17 protein-coding genes are annotated in these 19,499 nt (G+C 39.4%); 11 read left to right on the top strand and 6 right to left on the bottom strand.

All coding sequences use genetic code 11. The annotated features are described in order from the left end of the window. Positions 1-315: 315 nt before the first annotated feature. Genes nqrF through VYJ22_RS08235 form a run of 6 tightly spaced genes read right to left on the bottom strand, consistent with a single transcriptional unit; the run spans position 316 to position 6,245 of the window. Positions 316-1,551: an NADH:ubiquinone reductase (Na(+)-transporting) subunit F gene (gene nqrF, locus VYJ22_RS08260; RefSeq protein ID WP_329903493.1), complete on the bottom strand. Its 1,236-nt coding sequence runs from the start codon at positions 1,549-1,551 to the stop codon at positions 316-318. A 39-nt stretch (positions 1,552-1,590) separates the two neighbouring features. Next, complete coding sequence (gene nqrE, locus VYJ22_RS08255) at positions 1,591-2,205, bottom strand: NADH:ubiquinone reductase (Na(+)-transporting) subunit E (RefSeq protein WP_329903491.1); 615 nt, start codon at positions 2,203-2,205, stop codon at positions 1,591-1,593. A gap of 32 nt (positions 2,206-2,237) precedes the next feature. Further along, a complete protein-coding gene (nqrD, locus tag VYJ22_RS08250; RefSeq protein ID WP_329903490.1) occupies positions 2,238-2,879 on the bottom strand; it encodes an NADH:ubiquinone reductase (Na(+)-transporting) subunit D in 642 nt (213 codons plus the stop codon). A gap of 5 nt (positions 2,880-2,884) precedes the next feature. Further along, entirely contained in the window at positions 2,885-3,637 is a 753-nt protein-coding gene (gene nqrC, locus VYJ22_RS08245) for an NADH:ubiquinone reductase (Na(+)-transporting) subunit C (RefSeq protein ID WP_329903489.1), read from the bottom strand. Between the two features lie 12 nt (positions 3,638-3,649). Next, a complete protein-coding gene (locus tag VYJ22_RS08240; RefSeq protein WP_329903488.1) occupies positions 3,650-4,861 on the bottom strand; it encodes an NADH:ubiquinone reductase (Na(+)-transporting) subunit B in 1,212 nt (403 codons plus the stop codon). A 28-nt stretch (positions 4,862-4,889) separates the two neighbouring features. Continuing rightward, positions 4,890-6,245 (bottom strand): Na(+)-translocating NADH-quinone reductase subunit A, encoded by a 1,356-nt coding sequence (locus VYJ22_RS08235; RefSeq protein ID WP_329903487.1) that lies wholly within the window; start codon positions 6,243-6,245, stop codon positions 4,890-4,892. Positions 6,246-6,607: 362 nt separating this feature from the next. On the opposite strand from VYJ22_RS08235, the gene VYJ22_RS08230 reads away from it, so the two are divergent. From VYJ22_RS08230 to VYJ22_RS08180, 11 genes are all read left to right on the top strand, one after another. After that, positions 6,608-7,672, top strand: coding sequence for an NAD-dependent epimerase/dehydratase family protein (locus tag VYJ22_RS08230; RefSeq protein WP_329903486.1), 1,065 nt, complete (start codon positions 6,608-6,610; stop codon positions 7,670-7,672). A gap of 548 nt (positions 7,673-8,220) precedes the next feature. Then, positions 8,221-9,129 (top strand): IS982 family transposase, encoded by a 909-nt coding sequence (locus tag VYJ22_RS08225; protein WP_329903135.1) that lies wholly within the window; start codon positions 8,221-8,223, stop codon positions 9,127-9,129. A gap of 473 nt (positions 9,130-9,602) precedes the next feature. Further along, on the top strand, positions 9,603-10,526 hold the full coding sequence (locus tag VYJ22_RS08220; RefSeq protein WP_329903485.1) for a dimethylarginine dimethylaminohydrolase family protein: 924 nt from the start codon (positions 9,603-9,605) through the stop codon (positions 10,524-10,526). 14 nt (positions 10,527-10,540) lie between these two features. Beyond that, positions 10,541-11,926 (top strand): DNA repair protein RadA, encoded by a 1,386-nt coding sequence (radA, locus tag VYJ22_RS08215; protein WP_329903484.1) that lies wholly within the window; start codon positions 10,541-10,543, stop codon positions 11,924-11,926. A 3-nt stretch (positions 11,927-11,929) separates the two neighbouring features. Next, the gene (locus tag VYJ22_RS08210) at positions 11,930-13,507 is read left to right on the top strand and encodes an NAD(P)/FAD-dependent oxidoreductase (protein WP_329903482.1); all 1,578 of its coding nucleotides are present in this window, start codon (positions 11,930-11,932) and stop codon (positions 13,505-13,507) included. Positions 13,508-13,824: 317 nt separating this feature from the next. After that, positions 13,825-15,057 (top strand): transglutaminase-like domain-containing protein, encoded by a 1,233-nt coding sequence (locus VYJ22_RS08205; RefSeq protein WP_329903481.1) that lies wholly within the window; start codon positions 13,825-13,827, stop codon positions 15,055-15,057. 321 nt (positions 15,058-15,378) lie between these two features. Then, on the top strand, positions 15,379-16,290 hold the full coding sequence (gene pyrB / locus VYJ22_RS08200; protein WP_329903479.1) for an aspartate carbamoyltransferase: 912 nt from the start codon (positions 15,379-15,381) through the stop codon (positions 16,288-16,290). Between the two features lie 13 nt (positions 16,291-16,303). Continuing rightward, positions 16,304-16,759 (top strand): aspartate carbamoyltransferase regulatory subunit, encoded by a 456-nt coding sequence (gene pyrI, locus VYJ22_RS08195; RefSeq protein ID WP_329903477.1) that lies wholly within the window; start codon positions 16,304-16,306, stop codon positions 16,757-16,759. Further along, a complete protein-coding gene (locus VYJ22_RS08190) occupies positions 16,756-17,343 on the top strand; it encodes a flavin reductase family protein (protein WP_329903476.1) in 588 nt (195 codons plus the stop codon). The genes pyrI and VYJ22_RS08190 overlap by 4 nt, the downstream gene beginning before the upstream one ends. Before the next feature lie 19 nt (positions 17,344-17,362). Beyond that, positions 17,363-17,956 carry a LemA family protein gene (locus tag VYJ22_RS08185; RefSeq protein WP_329903474.1) on the top strand — a complete coding sequence of 198 codons (594 nt, stop codon included), beginning with the start codon at positions 17,363-17,365 and terminating at the stop codon, positions 17,954-17,956. A gap of 13 nt (positions 17,957-17,969) precedes the next feature. After that, positions 17,970-19,313 (top strand): TPM domain-containing protein, encoded by a 1,344-nt coding sequence (locus VYJ22_RS08180; protein ID WP_329903473.1) that lies wholly within the window; start codon positions 17,970-17,972, stop codon positions 19,311-19,313. Positions 19,314-19,499: the final 186 nt, after the last annotated feature.

The raw sequence follows: 19,499 nt of genomic DNA, 5'->3' as shown, positions 1-19,499 counted from the left end.
AAAAATCTGATTATACATAAATAAATGGGAATATTTTTCATTTGATTATAATGGTTCTCTAAGATCAACCTACGAATAAAACAGATGCTTTCCCTTAAGGTATTATTATTGCCTAAAGGATAATAAACCTAACCTAATGACGAAATCTTTTTCGCTTTCCTCTTAAAATTAAACAGGAAGAACTCTCATTTATTTGATTGCCATTTTACTGGTCGATAATGAAAAACAAGAAACCAGATACAAGCAAAAACGGAGAAAAACCGTTTTTAGGTAATTCTCCGTTTAGATTAGAATGATAGAGATGTATTTTTTATATTATCCGAAATCATCAAAATACAACTGGCTACGCTCAACCCCTAAATTATCCAACATTGTCTTAACCGCATTTGCCATAGGACCCGGTCCACACATGTAGTATTCAATATCTTCAGGTGCATCATGATCTTTAAGATAATGGTCGTAAATAACCTGATGTATGAATCCTACGTAACCTGTCCAGTTGTCTTCAGGTTGAGGATCAGAAAGAGCAATGTTGAACTTGAAGTTCGGGAATTCTCTTTCGATCTCACGGAAGTCTTCTTCATAGAATATTTCCTTCTTGGAGCGAGCTCCGTACCAATATGTAACCTTACGGGTTGTTTTGTGTGTACGGAATAGATGGAGTATCTGTGCACGAAGGGGAGCCATACCTGCGCCACCTCCGATATAAAGCATTTCTGCATCGGTAGGTTGTATATGGAAGTCTCCGTAAGGGCCACTCATAGTTACTTTATCTCCGGCTTTGAGGCTAAAGATATAAGATGATGATATCCCAGGCTTAATACCCGGAACCCACTTGTGTGTATTTCTATCCATCGGAGGAGTAGCGATACGCACGTTAAGAGTGATGATATTACCCTCTGCAGGATAGTTGGCCATGGAATAAGCGCGCACTGTTTCCTCTTCGTTTTTCACGGTAAGGCTCCACATATCGAATTTATCCCAATCTTCACGGAATTTATCTTCAATAAGATAATCCGAATATTTGATGTTATATTTAGGAATCTTGATCTGAGCGTAGCTACCACTTTCAAAATTCATGTGTTCGCCTTCAGGCAACTTTACCACAAACTCTTTGATAAAGGTAGATACATTTCTGTTCGAGAGTACTTCGCATTCCCATTCCTTAACACCGAATACAGACTCCGGTATCAGAACTTCCATATCAGCCTTGACCTTGGTCTGGCATGAAAGTCTCCAATGGTCTTTGATCTCTTTGCGAGAGAAAAATCCTGTTTCGGTTGGGAGAATTTCTCCTCCTCCTTCAGGCACGCGACATCTGCACTGACCACAACTTCCGCTACCGCCACAAGCGGATGACAAGAAGATATTCTTACTCTGTAAAGTATTGAGAAGTGTACCTCCCATAGGCACTTCAAACTCTTTCTCGTTGTTGATAACGAGTTTGACATTACCCGACGGGATAAGTTTGGACTTTGCAAAGAGCAAAGCTACTACCAGTATAAGTGTGATGAGTAGGAACACAATCACACTGATTAAGATTATATTCATTTTCTTATTGGTGTCTGTTTAATAGTTCTTACTCTGTTATTATATTTTCACACCTGAAAAACTCAGGAAGGCCATTCCCATCAATGCCGTGATGATAAATGTGATACCCAAACCTCTGAGAGGTTTAGGAATATCCGAGTATTGTATCTTTTCACGGATTGCAGCCATACCCACAATAGCCAAAGTCCAGCCGATACCGGAGCCAAAGCCGTATGTCGTAGCCATACCTGTGTTTACAAACTCTTTCTGCTGCATAAATAGTGAACCACCAAGGATGGCACAGTTTACAGCAATTAGTGGCAAGAAGATACCTAATGAAGCGTATAGTGAAGGGCTAAAACGCTCTACTACCATCTCTACTAACTGAGTGAAAGAGGCTATAATAGCGATGAAAACGATCAGAGAAAGGAAACTTAAATCTACAGAGGCATATTGCTCACCTAGCCATTTGAGCGCACCGGACTTGAATATGTAATTTTCCAATAAATAGTTGATAGGTAGGGTACAAGTGAGAATAAAAGTAACAGCCATCCCTAAACCGATAGACGTCTTTACATTCTTAGAAACGGCCAAAAAGGAGCACATTCCCAAGTAATACGCAAAGATCATATTATCAACAAAAATGGAACGGAAAAACGTGCTTAAATATTCCATATATTTCTAATATATTATTTAGAGTTTGACTATTATTTTTCTTGTAAATCTTTGTCGTACGAACGATGGACCCATATAATCACGGCAACTAAAATAAGAGCCATAGGGGGAAGGATCATCAAACCATTGTTTACATATCCATGGATTCCATCCGCTGCATATAAAGACTGAGGGATGAGTTGCACCCCAAAGAGAGTTCCTGATCCTAAAAGTTCACGGAAGAAACCTACGATAACCAGAATTATACCATAACCCGCACCATTACCGATACCATCGAGAAAAGACTCCCATGGACCATTTGCCAAAGCAAACGCTTCGAGACGTCCCATAAGGATACAGTTGGTAATAATGAGACCCACGAAAACAGAAAGCTGTTTGCTCACATCGTATGCAAAAGCTTTGAGAGTCTCGCTTACAATGGTTACCAATGCAGCTACTACTACCAGCTGTACAATGATACGGATACGATTGGGAATAGTATTTCTTAGCAAAGAGATAATAACATTTGCAAAGGCCACTACTACCGTCACCGAAATAGCCATTACTAAAGCCGGCTCAAGCTTGGCTGTTACTGCAAGAGCAGAACAGATACCCAACATCTGCACAATAACAGGATTGTTCTTGCCCAGCGGGTTTATTAATACTTCTTTATTCTTTTTATTCCAAAGTGCCATTGCAATTATTTTTTATTCTTGTTAAGGAATTCTACATATGGCTTAAGAGATGTTTGTAACATCTTGTCCACCCCATTACTGGTAAGTGTTCCGCCGGAAATACCATCGACATAATCTTGTCCGTCAGCTTTCTTGCCGGGTTTCACTACGGCAATGCTTTTGAACTGATTGTCCATGAAGATATGTTTGCCTTTGAATCTGTCTGAGAAATCTTTCTTAGAAATTTCCGCACCCAGACCCGGAGTCTCACCTTTGTTACCAAAGTCACCCCCAAATACTGTAGAGCAGTCAGTAGCATCCAAAGAAAGAAAGCCCCATATTTTATCCCAAAGACCATTTCCATTGAGAGGTAGTATATAATACTCTTTCCCGTCCATTTCTGCTACGTACACAGGTAATTGATACTTATAGTCTTGCTTAAACTCCTCCGCATGTAATATCTTTTTAAATTCAAGATCGGTACTCATGCTGAAGGCTTCATTATTTCCGATCTGGTCTCCGGTAAATTCTTTTACCACAGAGCCGTCATTGGTGATCAGAAGCTCTTTCTTTATCAACTTACGGTAGTTGGTCTTTACATCAGCTTTATTAGGTGTATCAGAGTTGATAGAGCGAAGCATCTGCTGCATCTTATCTATTTGCTCATTGGACTGCTGACGACTTTTGAGTGCAGTAGAAGTAAAAGCCAATAACACCGCCACAATGATTACCATCACTGAGGCATATATAATCGTATATGAATTTTTATCTCTATTCATTGTCTTGTATGTTTAAGCTTTTTGCATTTTAGTTGCTCTTGCAAGACGTTTCTTAACGTTGGCATCAACCACAAAGTAATCGATCAACGGAGCAAAGGCATTCAATAGAAGTATGGCAAGCATCATACCTTCAGGGTAACCTGCATTGAGAACACGGATGAATATGGCCATGACTCCGATCAGGAAGCCGTAAATCCATTTTCCCGTTTCTGTTCTTGCTGCCGTAACTGGGTCTGTAGCCATAAATACAAGTCCGAAGGCAAATCCTCCATAAACCAAGTGTTGTATAGGTGTAACCATCATAGAAGGTGTAGAGCCTATGGCATTGAATCCAAGGGCCATGATCACAGCACCTAATACCCCGGATACCATAATCTTCCAGCTAGCAATACCTGTCCATATAAGGATCACTGCACCGATAAGAATAGCCAGCGTAGAAGTCTCTCCTATAGATCCGGGAATAAATCCGTAAAAAGCATCCAATAGATGAGAGGGATTGCCTAGTGTGTCGTGAATCTGAGGAATGCCGTCTTTAGCTGTAGCTATCTGCCCCAAAGGTGTAGCTCCTGAGAAAGCATCGGTAATATTACCTGAGCCCAATCCAAATGTAGATCCAGTACGCACCCACACATAATCTCCACTCATAGCTGCAGGATATGAGAAGAAAAGGAATGCGCGTGTCACCAAGGCAACGTTGAAAACATTATAACCGGTACCACCAAAAACTTCTTTAGCAAATACTACGGCAAAAGCTGTTGCTACGGCTATCATCCAAAGAGGTGTCTCCACTGGTACGATCATAGGTATAAGGATCCCTGATACAAGGAAACCTTCCTGGATTTCTTCATGTTTCTTTTGGGCAATAGCAAATTCAATACCCAATCCTACTACATAAGAAACTATAATTTTAGGAAGAACAGCTAGGAAACCATACCAAAAAGATGTCCAAAAATCTGTTGTAGCTACAGCTCCTATGGAAATATAATGCTGTAGTCCCACATTGTACATACCAAAGAGTAGTGCGGGCAAAAGGGCAATGATTACCACAGTCATGGTTCGTTTACTATCGATAGCATCGTGTACGTGTACACCACTTTTCGATGTCGTATTGGGAACGAACATGAAGGTCTCAAAGCCTTCGAAGACAGAATGAAGCCCGGCGAACTTACCGCCTTCCGAGAAAGCGGGTTTCATCTTATCGAGTTTTTTTCTTAAAGCGTTCAATGTATTTATACTATATAATGTTATACAATCAAATCATTTCCTTATATAGATTGTCCAATCCATCCCTTACAATCTTTTGCAATGGCATTTTGGAAGCATCTACAAACTCACACAAGGCAAAGTCTTCTGGTGCGACTTCGTACACCCCTCTATTTTCCATATCATTGATGTTAAACACAATGATAGATTTGAGTAGAAACTCCGGCATGATATCCATAGGGAAAACTTCAGAAAACTGATTACTCAGAATCATAGCTCTTACTCCACCCTTGACACGAGCATCCATAACGTATTCTTTGGATTTGGGAGCGAGCCAAGAAAAATAGGAGCGGCTGGTACTGAACTTATCGAATCCGAGGGTAGCCCACCCAAACATGTCGTGCACATCGTCTCCTTCCGGTATTACTGTGATTTGGTCACACTGCAAACTCATAAAAGGATCTTCTTCCCAAACCTTTTTGCCTGTAAGCACATTGCCGTCTATAATACGTTCATGAGAGGGTTTTACACACAGCCTACCACTGAAAGACTCCTCTATCTTTGCTCCGGGGAGCATAGATACATAGCCATGTTCCATAGCATCTGACCCGGTCATTGCCAATGTGCGGGTATAATCTACTTTACCTGTTGTAAGGAATTTTCCAATCACTATAAGATCTGAAGCTTTGAGTGTCCAAACGACTTCATCTTTATTGACAGGTTTAGTTTTGTTGATAAGCACTCCTACAAGTCCTGCAGGATGTGGCCCGTTGATTTCCACTCGTTCTACCCCTCGGATATCAATCAGAGTTTTTCCATTAACACCCAAAAATACTTTTCCATCGGTCAGTTTTGACAGAGCATCCAAAGCTAATTGAATATAATTTTCATATCCTTCAGCAAGAAAATCGAAATCCGGAGCCAGAGGAGCAGTAAAGTTTGCTGTAATAAATATATCTCTGGGCGCAAAATCCGGATTGGGAACGATGTCATAAGGGCGTTGCTTGAAAAAAGCAAACAGGCCACTTTCCAAGAGCAAAGACATGATAGAGCCTCTATCTTTCGAGCTGATGTTAGCAACATCAAAAGATTTGTATTCCTGATTCCCGTCAGGCTTTACCTCTACATTCAATACTTTTCTCTTTGCACCCCTGTTTACCGCCACTACTTCACCACTCACCGGAGAGGTAAGCTGAATAGAAGGGAATCTTTTGTGATACATAAGTGGTTGTCCAGCCAGAACTTTATCGCCCGGATGTACTATAACCTTAGGAATTACACCCACAAAATCATCAGGAACCACCGCATAAGAAGATGCCGGAGCCGGAGACTTTAGCATCTCTTTGGGTGCTTTCCCTTTGAGGTTAAGTGTAAGGCCTTTTTTTATTGATATAACTTTTGCCATAACACAAGACTGAAATTTTACTGTGAATTAAGTGTGGCAAAAATAATCTTTTTCCAATCATTATCCTATTTATTTTTGATATTTACATATAAAATTCTATAATTAAAAAATAACAAAGCGTTTTTAGAGTTATATGTTATAAGAAATAGGTGAAAACACTGTCAAAACAAAGATGTCTTAAACAATAAAAAATCTATATTTGTTAAATATATACAATAAATATATTGAAGGTGTCTCTCCCGGTTACGGGGAGATCGATAAAAAAGGGAACCTATTACAAACTTTCTTGGTAAGTCGTGGTTAAGCATACTACTCATGTGTGTGGTTAAACGCATTACTTACTGAGACAAATACTTTATTTTATGAATGCGGTCAAATCTCCAGAGGAGCTGAATACACACTATACGATGCCTCGGAAAACAAAGGTTTTAGTTACGGGAGCAGGCAGTAAGATTGGTAGACAAGTATTGAATCAGTTGATTAGTAAAATCGATGATTACGATATTACGGTATTTGATTACAAAAGAGGCAAAAACATGGCTTTTTTTGAGAGATACAAGGACCAGATAAAAGTGTTTTATGGAGATTTGTCTGATCCAAGATCTAGTATAGATGCTTGCCGCAATCAGGATTTTGTAATTCACCTTCTTTCTTTGAGTCCGGAATTAAGCAACAAAAGAATTACTGTCGCTGAGGATGTGAATGTACAGGGTACAAGATATCTTCTTGAGAACTTAGAGACCTATTCGCAAGGAGCATATTTGGTATATTTATCCACTGTGGGAGTATATGGTGACAGGCTCAAAAGTCCTATGATAAGTGTGGAAAATGCTGTAGCCCCTTGCATGGGTGATTATGATGCCCTTACAAAGCTTCAGGCCGAAAAGCTTATTCAGGATAGTAACTTAGAGTGGACTATACTGCGCCCGGCTATTATACTCAATAGTAGCCATGTGTCTCTGGGTAGCTCTATATTCAACATCCCTCTCCAAACGCATATTGAGTTTATCCACATAGAAGATCTTGCAGGAGCACTGATTGGGTGCTATGAAAATAAAAATATGCTGTGGGGACAAATATTCAATGTAGGCGGAGGCGAAAACAATCGTATAATTTACAAATCTTATCTTAGAAGGATGCTCTCGATACTGGGGCTCAAGGATATAAGATTTCCTAATAAGAGTTTTTCTACGCGTAACGGCATAGGTGGATATTTTGCGGATGGTTATGTTCTCAATGATATACTCAGCTTCCGCAAGTATTCTCTTGAGGATTATTTTGAACAGCTCGCAGAAAAACAAAAATTCCTATCTCAAGTAAGAAACACATTACTCAAGGGTTTAAGAACCAAAAACCTTCTGAGTAGAAGCGAGCCTCTCAAAGCATATAAACATGCTGATAAATCAAAGATGAAATATTTCTTTTGACATCATAAGAAGACGATATTGAGATTGCTGAAGGTGTTCATAATCAGATTTTACCAGAGGATGTATCAAAATAAAGTGACTTTAGAAGGTTTTTATCTAACTTTCGGGCTTCACTTGATTTTGAGATATCCTCTTTTTTATTCTATAAGACTATTATAATGTGAAGTCCATAGAACTAAAATATTAGATCATCTCACAATCTATCCATTGACGATTGAACCAAAATCAAATTGAAAAAGTCAATTATCTAAAACTTTAGTAAGCCTACCATTCTTGTAGTTAGATAGTGATTTTTTTTCTAGTTAGGTTTCATTATTTTTCTAACTAGAAAATTCTTGTAGCTCAGTTAGGAAATATCTGTTACGTAGTTAGAAAAATAATGAAACCTAACTAACGTGAGTTCGATATAAGGGATAATAGGAATAATAGAGTTTACAAGGTGTTGTAAATCAGTGTAATTTCTTATGTATTTCATTGCAAAAGTGGTGAATTATTTGTATCTTAGTAGTTGACAATCAATAAGATATAAACAAACAAAACACCACTTTATGAAAACAAATATAGTTGAAATTTTCTGTCTTACCGATGATTTTTCCAAACTTTTCGATACCTTGATTCAGCAAAGAACCCTTTGCGAAGGAAACAAAAAGCGAAGAAATCGCAAGTTTAGGATGTCCGATGCTGAAATCATGACTATTCTGATTCTTTTCCATCATTCGAGGTATCGCGATTTTAAGTCCTTTTATCTTCAATATATTACGCAACAATGTCATTCGGATTTTCCTTCGTTGGTCTCTTACAATCGTTTTGTGGAATTACAAAGCAAGGTGGCATTCAAACTAATTTCATTTCTCAATATGTGTTGTCTGGGCGAATGCACCGGTATCTCATTCATTGATTCCACACCTTTACGCACCTGCCATATCAAGCGGGCACACGGGCATAAGACCATGAAAGGATGGGCCCAAAAGGGCAAATGCAGTATGGGATGGTTCTATGGTTTCAAACTACATATTGTGATTAACGACCGGGGTGAAATCATTCAATATCAAATCACACCGGGGAATACGGATGACCGTGCTCCACTTAAAGGCGGAACCTTCACGAAGAAACTATTCGGCAAACTTGTTGCCGACAGAGGATACATCTCACAAAGTCTTTTCGATAAGCTCTTCATTGACGACATACACATGATTACGAAGATAAAGAAAAACATGAAAAACACTCTGATGAGCCTGTATGATAGGATATTACTCAGAAAAAGAGCACTTGTGGAAACCGTTAATGATCTACTCAAAAACGTTTGTCAAATAGAGCATACACGACATAGAAGCGTCAATAATTTCGCCATTAATTTGATTGCCGGCATAATTGCCTACAATCTGCTACCCAAAAAGCCGGAATTAAACCTCGAAATCATACACAATCCATCAACCCACTTAGTACACCACGCTTAGACCGAACTCACGTTAACTAAGAAAATAATAAGTTCTCACTGCCCGAAAATGGGAAATCCTTGATGTGCAATATTCAACTTGATCAGAATGCATCTTTTCTTTAATGTATTTGACACAGTATCATGTCCTAATTGTAAACATTGTTGATTGGTTCTGATCCTGATTTTATATTCAATATTCAGTTTAAAAATAAGAAAAGAGTACGGAACGGATTATTTCTTTTAAGAATACGGATAAATCGCTATTTTTGTGATATGATGAATCTTCGGATACAAAAGGACGTTGTGTCAATATGCAGTTTCTGTATTCGTATTTATTAATCAGGTCACATATATATCATTGCAGATGATTTGATATGGAGAATACCAAGAGGCAATTCCATCACAAATATTCTTAATATATGTTACTACTCTTACTAATTAAATGATCATTGATGATTATTACCCTTAATCTAAACAAGAAATAACGAATTTATGAGAAAAATTACTCCGCATGTTTTAAATGAAACAGCCAAACTAAAAACTGTAGTGCTGGGACTGCCAGAGAGTCTTGGCGAGGTACCTACGCTTGATCAAACTTATGATGCCAAGAGCTATGAGTCTGTACAAAAAGGAATTTTCCCCAAAGAAATAGATGTAATTGCCGAAATGAAGGCATTTTTGTCTGTACTCGAAGACAATCATGTGCAAGTGCTAAGGCCGGAACATCTTGACAATTATAATCAAGTCTTTGCTCGTGACGTTTCTTTTGTAATCGACGACACCTTGTTCGTTTCCAATCTTATTCCTGATCGTGAATTGGAAACCGGTGCTTTCAAAAATATTTTTGAATCAGTTGCTGACGGGCATCTTGAGAGACTGCCGGAGAAAGTGCATACTGAGGGTGGAGATGTAATCCTATATAATGATATCCTTTTTGTGGGATGTTATATGGGAAAGGATTACCCATCTTTCAAAACAGCGAGAACCAACTGCTATGCCATCGATTTTTTCAAGGAGCGTTTTGGTAAGAAAACCATTGTGCCTATAGAACTTAGAAAAGATGATCATAACCCATATAAATCCGTCTTGCATCTCGACTGTGCATTCCAGCCGGTCAATACTGATAAGGCTTTGTTTTATAGAGAGGGCTTATTAAATAAAAAAGATGTCGGAGTCATAGAAGATATATTCGGAAAAGAGAATATCTTTGACGTAACTCCAGAAGAGGCTTATTATATGAATACGAATATATTCTCCATATCACCGGAGATTGTTGTGAGTGAGAAGCAATTTGTGCGTATGAATAAGTTCTTGTCAGAGGTGTGGGGTATAAAAGTGCACGCGATACCGTACAGAGAAATTTCTAAGATGGGAGGGTTGCTACGATGCTCCACAATGCCTCTTGAGAGATATTAATAAATAAGCATTGAATGCCTAAACAGAAAAAGATATACAGTTGTAATGAATGTGGTGCACAGTACCCCAAGTGGCAGGGACAATGTAACGTGTGCGGTGCTTGGAACTCCATAGAGGAGGAAGTGGTTGTTATAGACCGCAAGCAATCCGCAACATCATCTTCATTGCAATATAAAACTTCAAAGCTGACCAAGCCTCTACGGCTGAATGAAATAACATTTCAAGACGAAATAAGGATAGATCTTCATGATCAAGAGTTTAATCGTGTGCTTGGCGGGGGATTGGTCAAAGGATCGTTTGTATTACTGGGAGGGGAGCCGGGTATAGGTAAGAGTACCCTTATACTTCAGACTGTGATGCGTCTTCCCGACATTGTTACGCTCTATGTATCCGGTGAAGAGAGTGCAGGGCAGCTCAAGATGCGTGCGCAACGTTTGGGCTCTGATAATGAAAACTGTCTCATCTACTGTGAGACCTCTCTCGATACTATTCTTACTACATGCGAGGAAATCGAGCCGGATGTTTTAGTAATAGATTCCATTCAGACTATTCATACAGAAAATTCAGACTCTTCGCCCGGTAGTATTGCTCAGATACGTGAGAGCGCCAACCAATTATTACAATATTCCAAAACACACAATGTTCCCGTCATCCTCATCGGGCATATCAATAAAGAGGGCTCCATAGCAGGGCCTAAAGTTTTGGAGCATACGGTGGATGTAGTGTTGCAGTTCGACGGAGACAAACATTATATGTATCGTATCCTAAGAAGTCAAAAGAATCGTTTTGGCAGTACTAGTGAGTTGGGTATATATGAGATGCAAAATGAGGGATTGCGTATTGTAGACAATCCTTCCGAGCACCTTATAGATAGGAATAGGGATGAACTTAGTGGTATCACTATAGCCGTGGCTATGGAGGGTGTACGTCCTATACTCATAGAAACACAAGCTCTGGTGAGCTCTGCCATATATGCTAATCCTCAACGCTCTGCCACGGGTTATGATACCAAAAGAATGAATATGCTGTTGGCTGTGCTGGAGAAACGAGCCGGCTTTAAATTAATCCAAAAGGATGTTTTCCTCAATATCGCAGGAGGAATACGAATATCTGATCCTGCTTCGGATCTTGCTATCATTACAGCGGTATTGTCATCGAGCTTGGACATAGGTGTCCCTCTTCATACATGTATGAGCGGAGAGGTTGGTTTGTCCGGAGAGGTCCGACCCGTAACTCGTATTTTACAGCGTATCAGAGAGGCTGAGCGATTAGGCTTTAATAGGATTATTATTCCCTATGCCAATTACACTCAGGAGATATCTCAAAACAAAAAAATACAAGTCATACCCGTAAAGAGGGTAGAGGATGCATTCTCTACTCTCTTTAGAAATCATAACTAGTTCATGCAAACTATCCAATTAAGAGTAACTCCAGTAGAAGCCTCATCGGAAGAAAATATCACTAAAGTTACTTCTCGTAAACTATCATTGACTTCATCTGATATAGACCGGGTCATTGTACGCAAGCGATCGGTCGATGCTCGTCAAAGGCAGATATATGTCAATCTCACTGTAGATGTTTATCTCAAAGGTGAGCAATATACGGAGGATACTTTTGATGATATTATATATCAGGACGTATCCGGTGCCAAATCTATTATTATAGTAGGTGCCGGTCCTGCAGGGCTCTTTGCTGCTTTGAGGGCTTTAGAGCTCGGGGTGAAACCAATTGTCGTAGAGCGTGGTAAAGATGTGATTTCACGTCGTAGGGACGTTGCGGATATTGCTAAAACAGGCATCGTATTGCCGGAATCGAATTATGGTTACGGTGAGGGTGGTGCCGGCGCATTCTCGGATGGCAAGCTTTACACACGAAGCAAGAAGCGAGGCAGCGTAGATAAAGTGCTCAGAACATTTTGTAAACATGGTGCTCAAACATCTATTCTTATAGATGCACATCCCCACATTGGTACAGATCGATTGCCCATGGTCATCAAGAAAATGCGTGAGACTATACTTAGTCACGGAGGCGAAGTGTATTTCAATACACGCATGGATTCTCTCATTCTCGAGAAGCAAGAAGTGCGAGGCATACGTACGTCCGATGGATTAGAGCTTATAGGTCCTGTAATTCTTGCCACCGGTCATTCCGCGCGCGATGTTTACCGCTACTTACATGTGGCCGGAATATTGCTTGAGAGTAAAAGCATTGCTGTAGGTGTAAGACTGGAACACCCGCAACAGATCATTGATGCTATAAGATATCATAACCCTAAAGGCAGAGGTGAATATTTACCTGCTGCCGAATATGTTTATAAAACACAAGTCATGGATCGCGGAGTCTACAGTTTCTGTATGTGTCCAGGAGGATTTGTAGTCCCGGCCTCGACAGCGCCTAATGAAACGGTAGTCAATGGGATGTCTCCTGCCAACAGAGGCTCCAAATGGGCAAATTCGGGCATGGTGGTTGAGATACGCCCTGAGGATATCAAGGCATTAGGATTTAAAGTAGAAGATCCTCGATCTCCTATGAATCTTCTCTATTGGTGTGAAGACTTTGAACGAAAGAGCTACCACGCAGCCAATTGTTCATTACATGCCCCTGCTCAGAGAATGACAGACTTTGTAAATCGTAAACAATCAGCGAATTTACCTTCATCGTCTTATCCCTTAGATTTGACATCTTCCAACTTATATGATTGGATGCCAGCACTTATTACTGAGTCTTTGGCTCAAGGCTTTAAGGCTTTTGATAAAGTGACCAAAGGTTTTTTGACCAATGAAGCACAGCTGATCGGTGTAGAAAGTCGCACTTCGTCCCCTGTAAGAATACCTCGAGAGCCTATGCTGTACAATCATATTACAATAAAAGGCTTATACCCGGCAGGCGAAGGTGCCGGGTATGCCGGAGGTATCGTATCAGCTGCCATTGATGGGCAAAACTGTATGGAAGCTGCGGCTGCTTGGGTAAGTGCTTCATAATATCAATAAGAGACTGTTGCAAAAGTCAACAGTCTCGTGGATTTTGGAGGCAAAGCCGACAAAAGACACTTCGACCGGACAGAGAGGGTAAAGTGCAAGGCGCTAAGAGTGAGAGCACAGGGAGTTTACTTCAGGTAAATGACCAAGCGCGAATCTCGCAAGCAACGAAGCAATTTGCCTGCTATGCAACGGTCTCAATAAAGCATTGTACCTCTTTTTGAGGTTTATGCTTGACTATTCAATCAAATAACTCGAGGTATTTATCGGGAGTATTAATATAAATGTTAGAGACTTGAATAATTAAATACTGTAAAAACATGGATAAGAAAAAGGGCTTTCTTCTTCTATTTATTTTGTTCCCGTTTATTCTGATGGGACAAACAAAATCCCCTGCTTTTAATGCCTTCATGGCTCAGTTTGTTGATTTGAACAATAAATATCAAGAAGAATACAAAAACAAACTGTACAGCGAAACGGAAAGCATATCAATACAGATGTTGGGGTTGATAGATAATATAAAACTCTCAGAGCAAGAGAAGGAAGAGTTTCATGATAATTTGATTAAATTCAAAAGTAATGTTTACTATAACATGGCTTGTGCCTATTCATTGAAAGGGGATGTGAATAAAGCGATCAGTATTTTGGACTCTGCTATCCATTACGGATACAAAGATTACAGACATATTTTGAATGATACAGATCTTGATAATATCAGAACGGAAAAGAGCTTTATAGATCTTCATGAGTCTATAAAACAATTTGACAATCTTTATGTCTTGCAGAAATCCAGACCATATATGAGGGCTAATAGCTCTTCTCGCCCTCAATTTACTTATCAAACCCATGACGCCTCGAATCTTAAATCTGTACGGACGTATTTTAAATTGGATTCAGTAGCAGGTAATGGAGATGAATTGTCCAAGATCATGAATCTCATGAAATATGTCCATAATACCATTAGGCATGATGGCGGAAACTATGCCCTTTGTGAGTTTGATGCTATAGACATATACAATTATCACAAAGCTACAGGTATGGGCGTAAATTGCAGACATCTGGCAATAGCACTGAACGAGATGTATCTGTCTATGGGTATTTACTCGCGCTATATCACCTGTATTCCCCGGGATACAACGGATACAGATTGTCATGTCATCAATAGTGTGTACTCCTCACAGTTGAAAAAATGGATATGGATAGATCCTACTTTCAATGCTTATGTCAAGGATGATAAGGGAAACCTATTGAGTATTGCAGAAGTGCGGGAGAAGCTAATAAAAAGCGAACCGATTGTATTGAATGAAGATGCCAACTGGAACAACCAAATTAAGCAAACAAAGGAGGAATATTTATACAATTATATGGCAAAGAATCTGTACTGGTTTAGTTGTCCTGACTTTAGTCGTTTCAATCCTGAAAGCCGATACAGAAATAATAAAAGTAAATATATAAATTTAGTCCCTCCAGAGTTTGAAAAACAACTTACTTCAAATGAATACTTTACTCACGATGCTCATTATTTTTGGCAGTTGCCCTCAGGGAAGAAATAATATACAGCATTATAATAAATCGTTTTAATATGATTTTTGTTATTAGTGTGGGATTAGTAGATTGTAGGGTTGGATGGTGAAGTTCAGCCCTCCCTTATGAATTAATGAATCAGAGTGTAGATAAATGAGATAGCTTATTTATGATAACTGATGGTATAGATATGATTTGTCTCAAATTATGCATTACCCCCAAATATCTTAAATGAAGTATTTCTTTGATTCATATTTATAATTGTACATTGAATGGCAAAAAAAGTGAGCTAAATGATATTTTTATAAGTTTTTTAGTTTAACTTTGTGAAGTACCTCTTAAAATACCCAATGAATCATTTAGTATCAATTAATCAATTGACAGAGGACGATATCATCAGAATTCTTGACCGAGCGCAGCTGTTCGAGCAATGTCCCAATCGTCTTCTCCTTTCAGGTAAAGTTATAGCAACCCTCTTTTTTGAGCCTTCCACTAGAACACGTCTTAGTTTCGAGACTGCTGTAAATAGGCTGGGGGGGAGGATTATCGGTTTTTCCGATGCATCTACCTCTAGTTCGTCAAAAGGCGAGTCTTTAAAAGACACTATCTCTATGGTCGGCAATTATGCCGACCTTATTATTATGCGACATTTCCTTGAAGGAGCTGCTCAATATGCTTCGGAAGTAAGCAAAGTCCCCATTGTAAATGCCGGAGACGGAGCCAATCAACATCCATCACAGACTTTACTGGATATGTATTCCATCCGCAAAACACAGGGCAGCCTCCATAATCTTACCATTGCCTTGGTTGGCGATCTCAAATATGGACGTACTGTACATTCGCTTATACAAGGAATGTCACATTTCAATCCTAATTTTATATTTGTGTCGCCAAATGAACTGGCAATGCCGGATGAATACAAGGAGTATTGTAGGCAGAACAATATTAAGTTTACAGAGACTCATGTCTTTGATGAAGACGTTATCAATCAGTCAGATATTCTTTACATGACACGTGTGCAGCGTGAGAGATTCACAGATATGGAAGAGTATGAGAGAGTGAAAAATGTATATGTCCTCAACTCGGAAATGCTCCAAAACTCAAAAGATACGTTACGAGTATTGCATCCTTTGCCACGAGTCAATGAAATTGCTTATGATGTAGATGATAATCCCAAAGCTTATTTCGTACAACAGGCTCAAAACGGTCTCTACACCCGACAGTCTATAATATGTGAAGTATTAGGTTTGGATGTCAAATAAACAACAGAAAGAGATGAATAAAGAACAAATGCTGGTGGCGACCATACAAGATGGCACTGTTATAGACCATATACCTTCATCGAAGCTTTTCAAAATAGCTCATATTCTGGATCTGGAACAGATTGATAATCCTATTACTATAGGAAATAATCTCAAAAGTTCCAGATTTGGTCATAAAGGTGTAATTAAGATTTCCGGCCGCTTTTTTACAGAGAATGAACTTAATAAAATTGCATTGATTGCTCCCAATGTACATCTCAATATCATCAGAGATTACGAGGTGGTAGAAAAAAAACAGGTTAGCTTGCCCGATGAATTCGCAGGTATTGTAAAGTGTACAAATCCCAAGTGTATTACCAATCATGAACCTATGAAAACTATATTTACGACAATTGATATAACGCAAGAAATACTCGAATGTAAATATTGTGGTCGTAAGATAACGAGCGACCAGGTAGAACTTCTATGAGGCAGGACTGGAAACCCGGGACATTGATATATCCGTTACCAGCTATATTAGTGAGTTGTGGCATTTCCCCCGGTGATTATAATCTATTTACAGCTTCATGGGTAGGTACTATTTGTACCAATCCTCCCATGTGTTACGTGAGCATTAGACCTTCGCGCCATTCTCACGCTATCATTAAGGAAACAATGCAGTTTGGGCTCAACCTTACTACAGTATCGATGGCCAAAGAAACAGACTGGTGCGGAGTCAATAGTGGAAGACGGTATAATAAGTTTGAGCACACGGGGTTGACTATTGAACATTCCAAGTTAATTTCGGTTCCTTTAGTAAAAGAAAGCCCTTTAAGTTTAGAATGTAAGGTTAGGGAGATTATCTCTCTTGGCTCTCATGATATGTTTATTGCTGATGTCGTAAATGTAAAAGCTGATGAGCAATACCTTGATCCTGATACCGGGCGCTTTGATATGATGAAAGCAGATCTTTTGGCATATTCACATGGAGAGTATTTTGGATTGGGCGATTTTATAGGTTATTTTGGATGGTCTGTGAAAAAGTCGGGAAAAGAAATTAAGAGAAGAAAGTAAAACTAATCAAATGATAAAAATGAAAAAAGGATCATTAATTACTATCGTCGTTGTTGTAGCAGTACTTTTGATAGGCATTTTTTGGGGAGTAGGCGTATACAATGGATTGGTAAACAAACAAGAACAAGTAAATAATTCTTGGAGCCAGGTTGAGAACCAGTACCAGAGGAGAGCTGATCTTATACCTAACCTTGTAGAGACAGTCAAAGGCTATGCAACTCATGAACGTGAAACGTTGGAAGGTGTTATAGAAGCAAGAAGTAAGGCTACCTCTACCAATATAGATGCCAATAACCTTGATGAAGCTGCGATGGCAAAATTTCAGCAATCACAGGATGCTCTCTCCAGTGCTTTATCTCGCCTCATGGTTGTAGTTGAGAGATATCCGGATTTGAAAGCCAACGAAAACTTCAAACAATTACAGGCTCAGCTTGAGGGTACGGAAAATCGTATTGCTGTAGCTCGAAAAGATTTCAACGACACAGCACGTGTTTATAATACGTCTGTTAGGAATTTCCCCACTAACATTGTAGCAGGGGTCACGGGCTTTAAGAAACGTCCTTACTTCGAAGCCCGCCAGGGTGCTGATGTCGCTCCTCAAGTGAAGTTCTAATATTTCTGTTATTATGATGCATTTTTTGCAATATAGTAAACCTCGTGCAAGCATGATGCTCTTACGTATCATGCTTTGCTCATTGGTAGCTATACTATGCAATTTTCACAATGATATTAATGCCCAGACTGTATATACTCCGAAAACTGTACCCAATGTTCAGATTGAAGATGCTAGGCAGTATGTATCGGATCCCTCGGGTGTGATTTCTAATGATGAGAAGAACCGGCTCAATAGCATGCTCTCTGACTTTAGGGAGAGACGTGGAGTAGAGTTTGTGGTTGTCGTCTTACCTTCTATAGGTGATATTGATATTGAGTCTTTTTCTACTGATCTGTTTAGATTGTGGGGACTTGGTGACAAAAAAGAGAACAATGGACTTCTATTACTCATGGTTATGGATCAAAAGAAAATTCGTTTTGAAACAGGATATGGTATGGAAGGCGATCTACCCGACGCTGCTGTATATATGATCCAGCAAAACGATATGCTCCCTTATATAAAAAAGGGAATGTATGGAGAGGGGTTCATTGCCGGTGTTCAAGCTGTGGAAAGACAACTTGAAGGCAGCGGCTATAAAAATGTTGTTACTAAAAACCCTCGGAGGACAAACTCACCACAGCAAATACCATTGAAAGGTATTATTACCTTTTATGCTATTTTTATGTTATTTATTACAGGCTGGACATTCTTCCAGTTAAATACCGAGTCTTCTATTTCGGGTAATAGAACACCCTTACAAGCTTATACGACGTTCAATAGAAAAGGTAGAGCATCAGCTCTTGTTTTGTTGTTTTTATTTCCTCCGGGAGGAGTTTTGATTTGGTTTTGGTATTTGATCCGAAAGAAAGCCATTGAGAAAATTATGAGCCTATGTCCCAATTGCGGTAAAGACGGCATGCACAAAGTTACAGATTCCGGAGCAGCGTTAGCTCTTATGACTTCTCCACAGCAATTGGAAGAGAAGTTAGGTTCGCGCCAGCATGATGTTTATACTTGCTCTTTTTGTAATTATAAGGAGGTTGTATCACAGGACGTGAGTGGATCCAAATACAAAGTTTGTAAGCATTGTGGAACCAAGGCTCTACAGTATATCAAGTCGGAGTACGTATATGATGCTCATCGCAGGCGATATATCAGAAACGAATATCGTTGCTTGTATTGTGGAAACAATCATCATGAAGATCGTCGTGATGACTCTGAAGAAAACGCAGCCTTACAAGGTATGATTCTAGGAGCTCTCTTGAGTGGTGGGCGCAGAAGCGGAGGGTTTGGTGGTGGATTCGGCGGAGGATTTGGCGGTGGAGGCTTTGGTGGTGGATCTTCCGGTGGAGGTGGAGCCACAAGCGGTTGGTAATAGCTTATTATAGTATTAATATAAAGGAGTGCGTGTACCTACTTATAGGTACACGCACTCCTTTTTGTATCCCTATATTTGTGTATTTTTGCACCTTTGCGCTCCAAAAGAGTGGCATATACACGGCTATAGGGATATTTCTTTCTAATTTCGCACCGGCAATTATTAATGAGGATTATTTTCTAT

This window comes from Porphyromonas pogonae (genome assembly GCF_036320655.1).
In the GTDB taxonomy this organism is placed as follows: domain Bacteria; phylum Bacteroidota; class Bacteroidia; order Bacteroidales; family Porphyromonadaceae; genus Porphyromonas; species Porphyromonas pogonae.
This window is presented reverse-complemented; position numbering and strand designations above follow the sequence as displayed.

Bases quoted from the DNA above. Each gene is read 5' to 3' on its own strand.
- nqrF (WP_329903493.1), bottom strand. From the start codon at position 1,551: ATGAATATAATCTTAATCAGTGTGATTGTGTTCCTACTCATCACACTT.
- nqrE (WP_329903491.1), bottom strand. From the start codon at position 2,205: ATGGAATATTTAAGCACGTTTTTCCGTTCCATTTTTGTTGATAATATG.
- nqrD (WP_329903490.1), bottom strand. From the start codon at position 2,879: ATGGCACTTTGGAATAAAAAGAATAAAGAAGTATTAATAAACCCGCTG.
- nqrC (WP_329903489.1), bottom strand. From the start codon at position 3,637: ATGAATAGAGATAAAAATTCATATACGATTATATATGCCTCAGTGATG.
- VYJ22_RS08235 (WP_329903487.1), bottom strand. From the start codon at position 6,245: ATGGCAAAAGTTATATCAATAAAAAAAGGCCTTACACTTAACCTCAAA.
- VYJ22_RS08230 (WP_329903486.1), top strand. From the start codon at position 6,608: ATGAATGCGGTCAAATCTCCAGAGGAGCTGAATACACACTATACGATG.
- VYJ22_RS08225 (WP_329903135.1), top strand. From the start codon at position 8,221: ATGAAAACAAATATAGTTGAAATTTTCTGTCTTACCGATGATTTTTCC.
- VYJ22_RS08220 (WP_329903485.1), top strand. From the start codon at position 9,603: ATGAGAAAAATTACTCCGCATGTTTTAAATGAAACAGCCAAACTAAAA.
- radA (WP_329903484.1), top strand. From the start codon at position 10,541: ATGCCTAAACAGAAAAAGATATACAGTTGTAATGAATGTGGTGCACAG.
- VYJ22_RS08210 (WP_329903482.1), top strand. From the start codon at position 11,930: ATGCAAACTATCCAATTAAGAGTAACTCCAGTAGAAGCCTCATCGGAA.
- VYJ22_RS08205 (WP_329903481.1), top strand. From the start codon at position 13,825: ATGGATAAGAAAAAGGGCTTTCTTCTTCTATTTATTTTGTTCCCGTTT.
- pyrB (WP_329903479.1), top strand. From the start codon at position 15,379: ATGAATCATTTAGTATCAATTAATCAATTGACAGAGGACGATATCATC.
- pyrI (WP_329903477.1), top strand. From the start codon at position 16,304: ATGAATAAAGAACAAATGCTGGTGGCGACCATACAAGATGGCACTGTT.
- VYJ22_RS08190 (WP_329903476.1), top strand. From the start codon at position 16,756: ATGAGGCAGGACTGGAAACCCGGGACATTGATATATCCGTTACCAGCT.
- VYJ22_RS08185 (WP_329903474.1), top strand. From the start codon at position 17,363: ATGAAAAAAGGATCATTAATTACTATCGTCGTTGTTGTAGCAGTACTT.
- VYJ22_RS08180 (WP_329903473.1), top strand. From the start codon at position 17,970: ATGATGCATTTTTTGCAATATAGTAAACCTCGTGCAAGCATGATGCTC.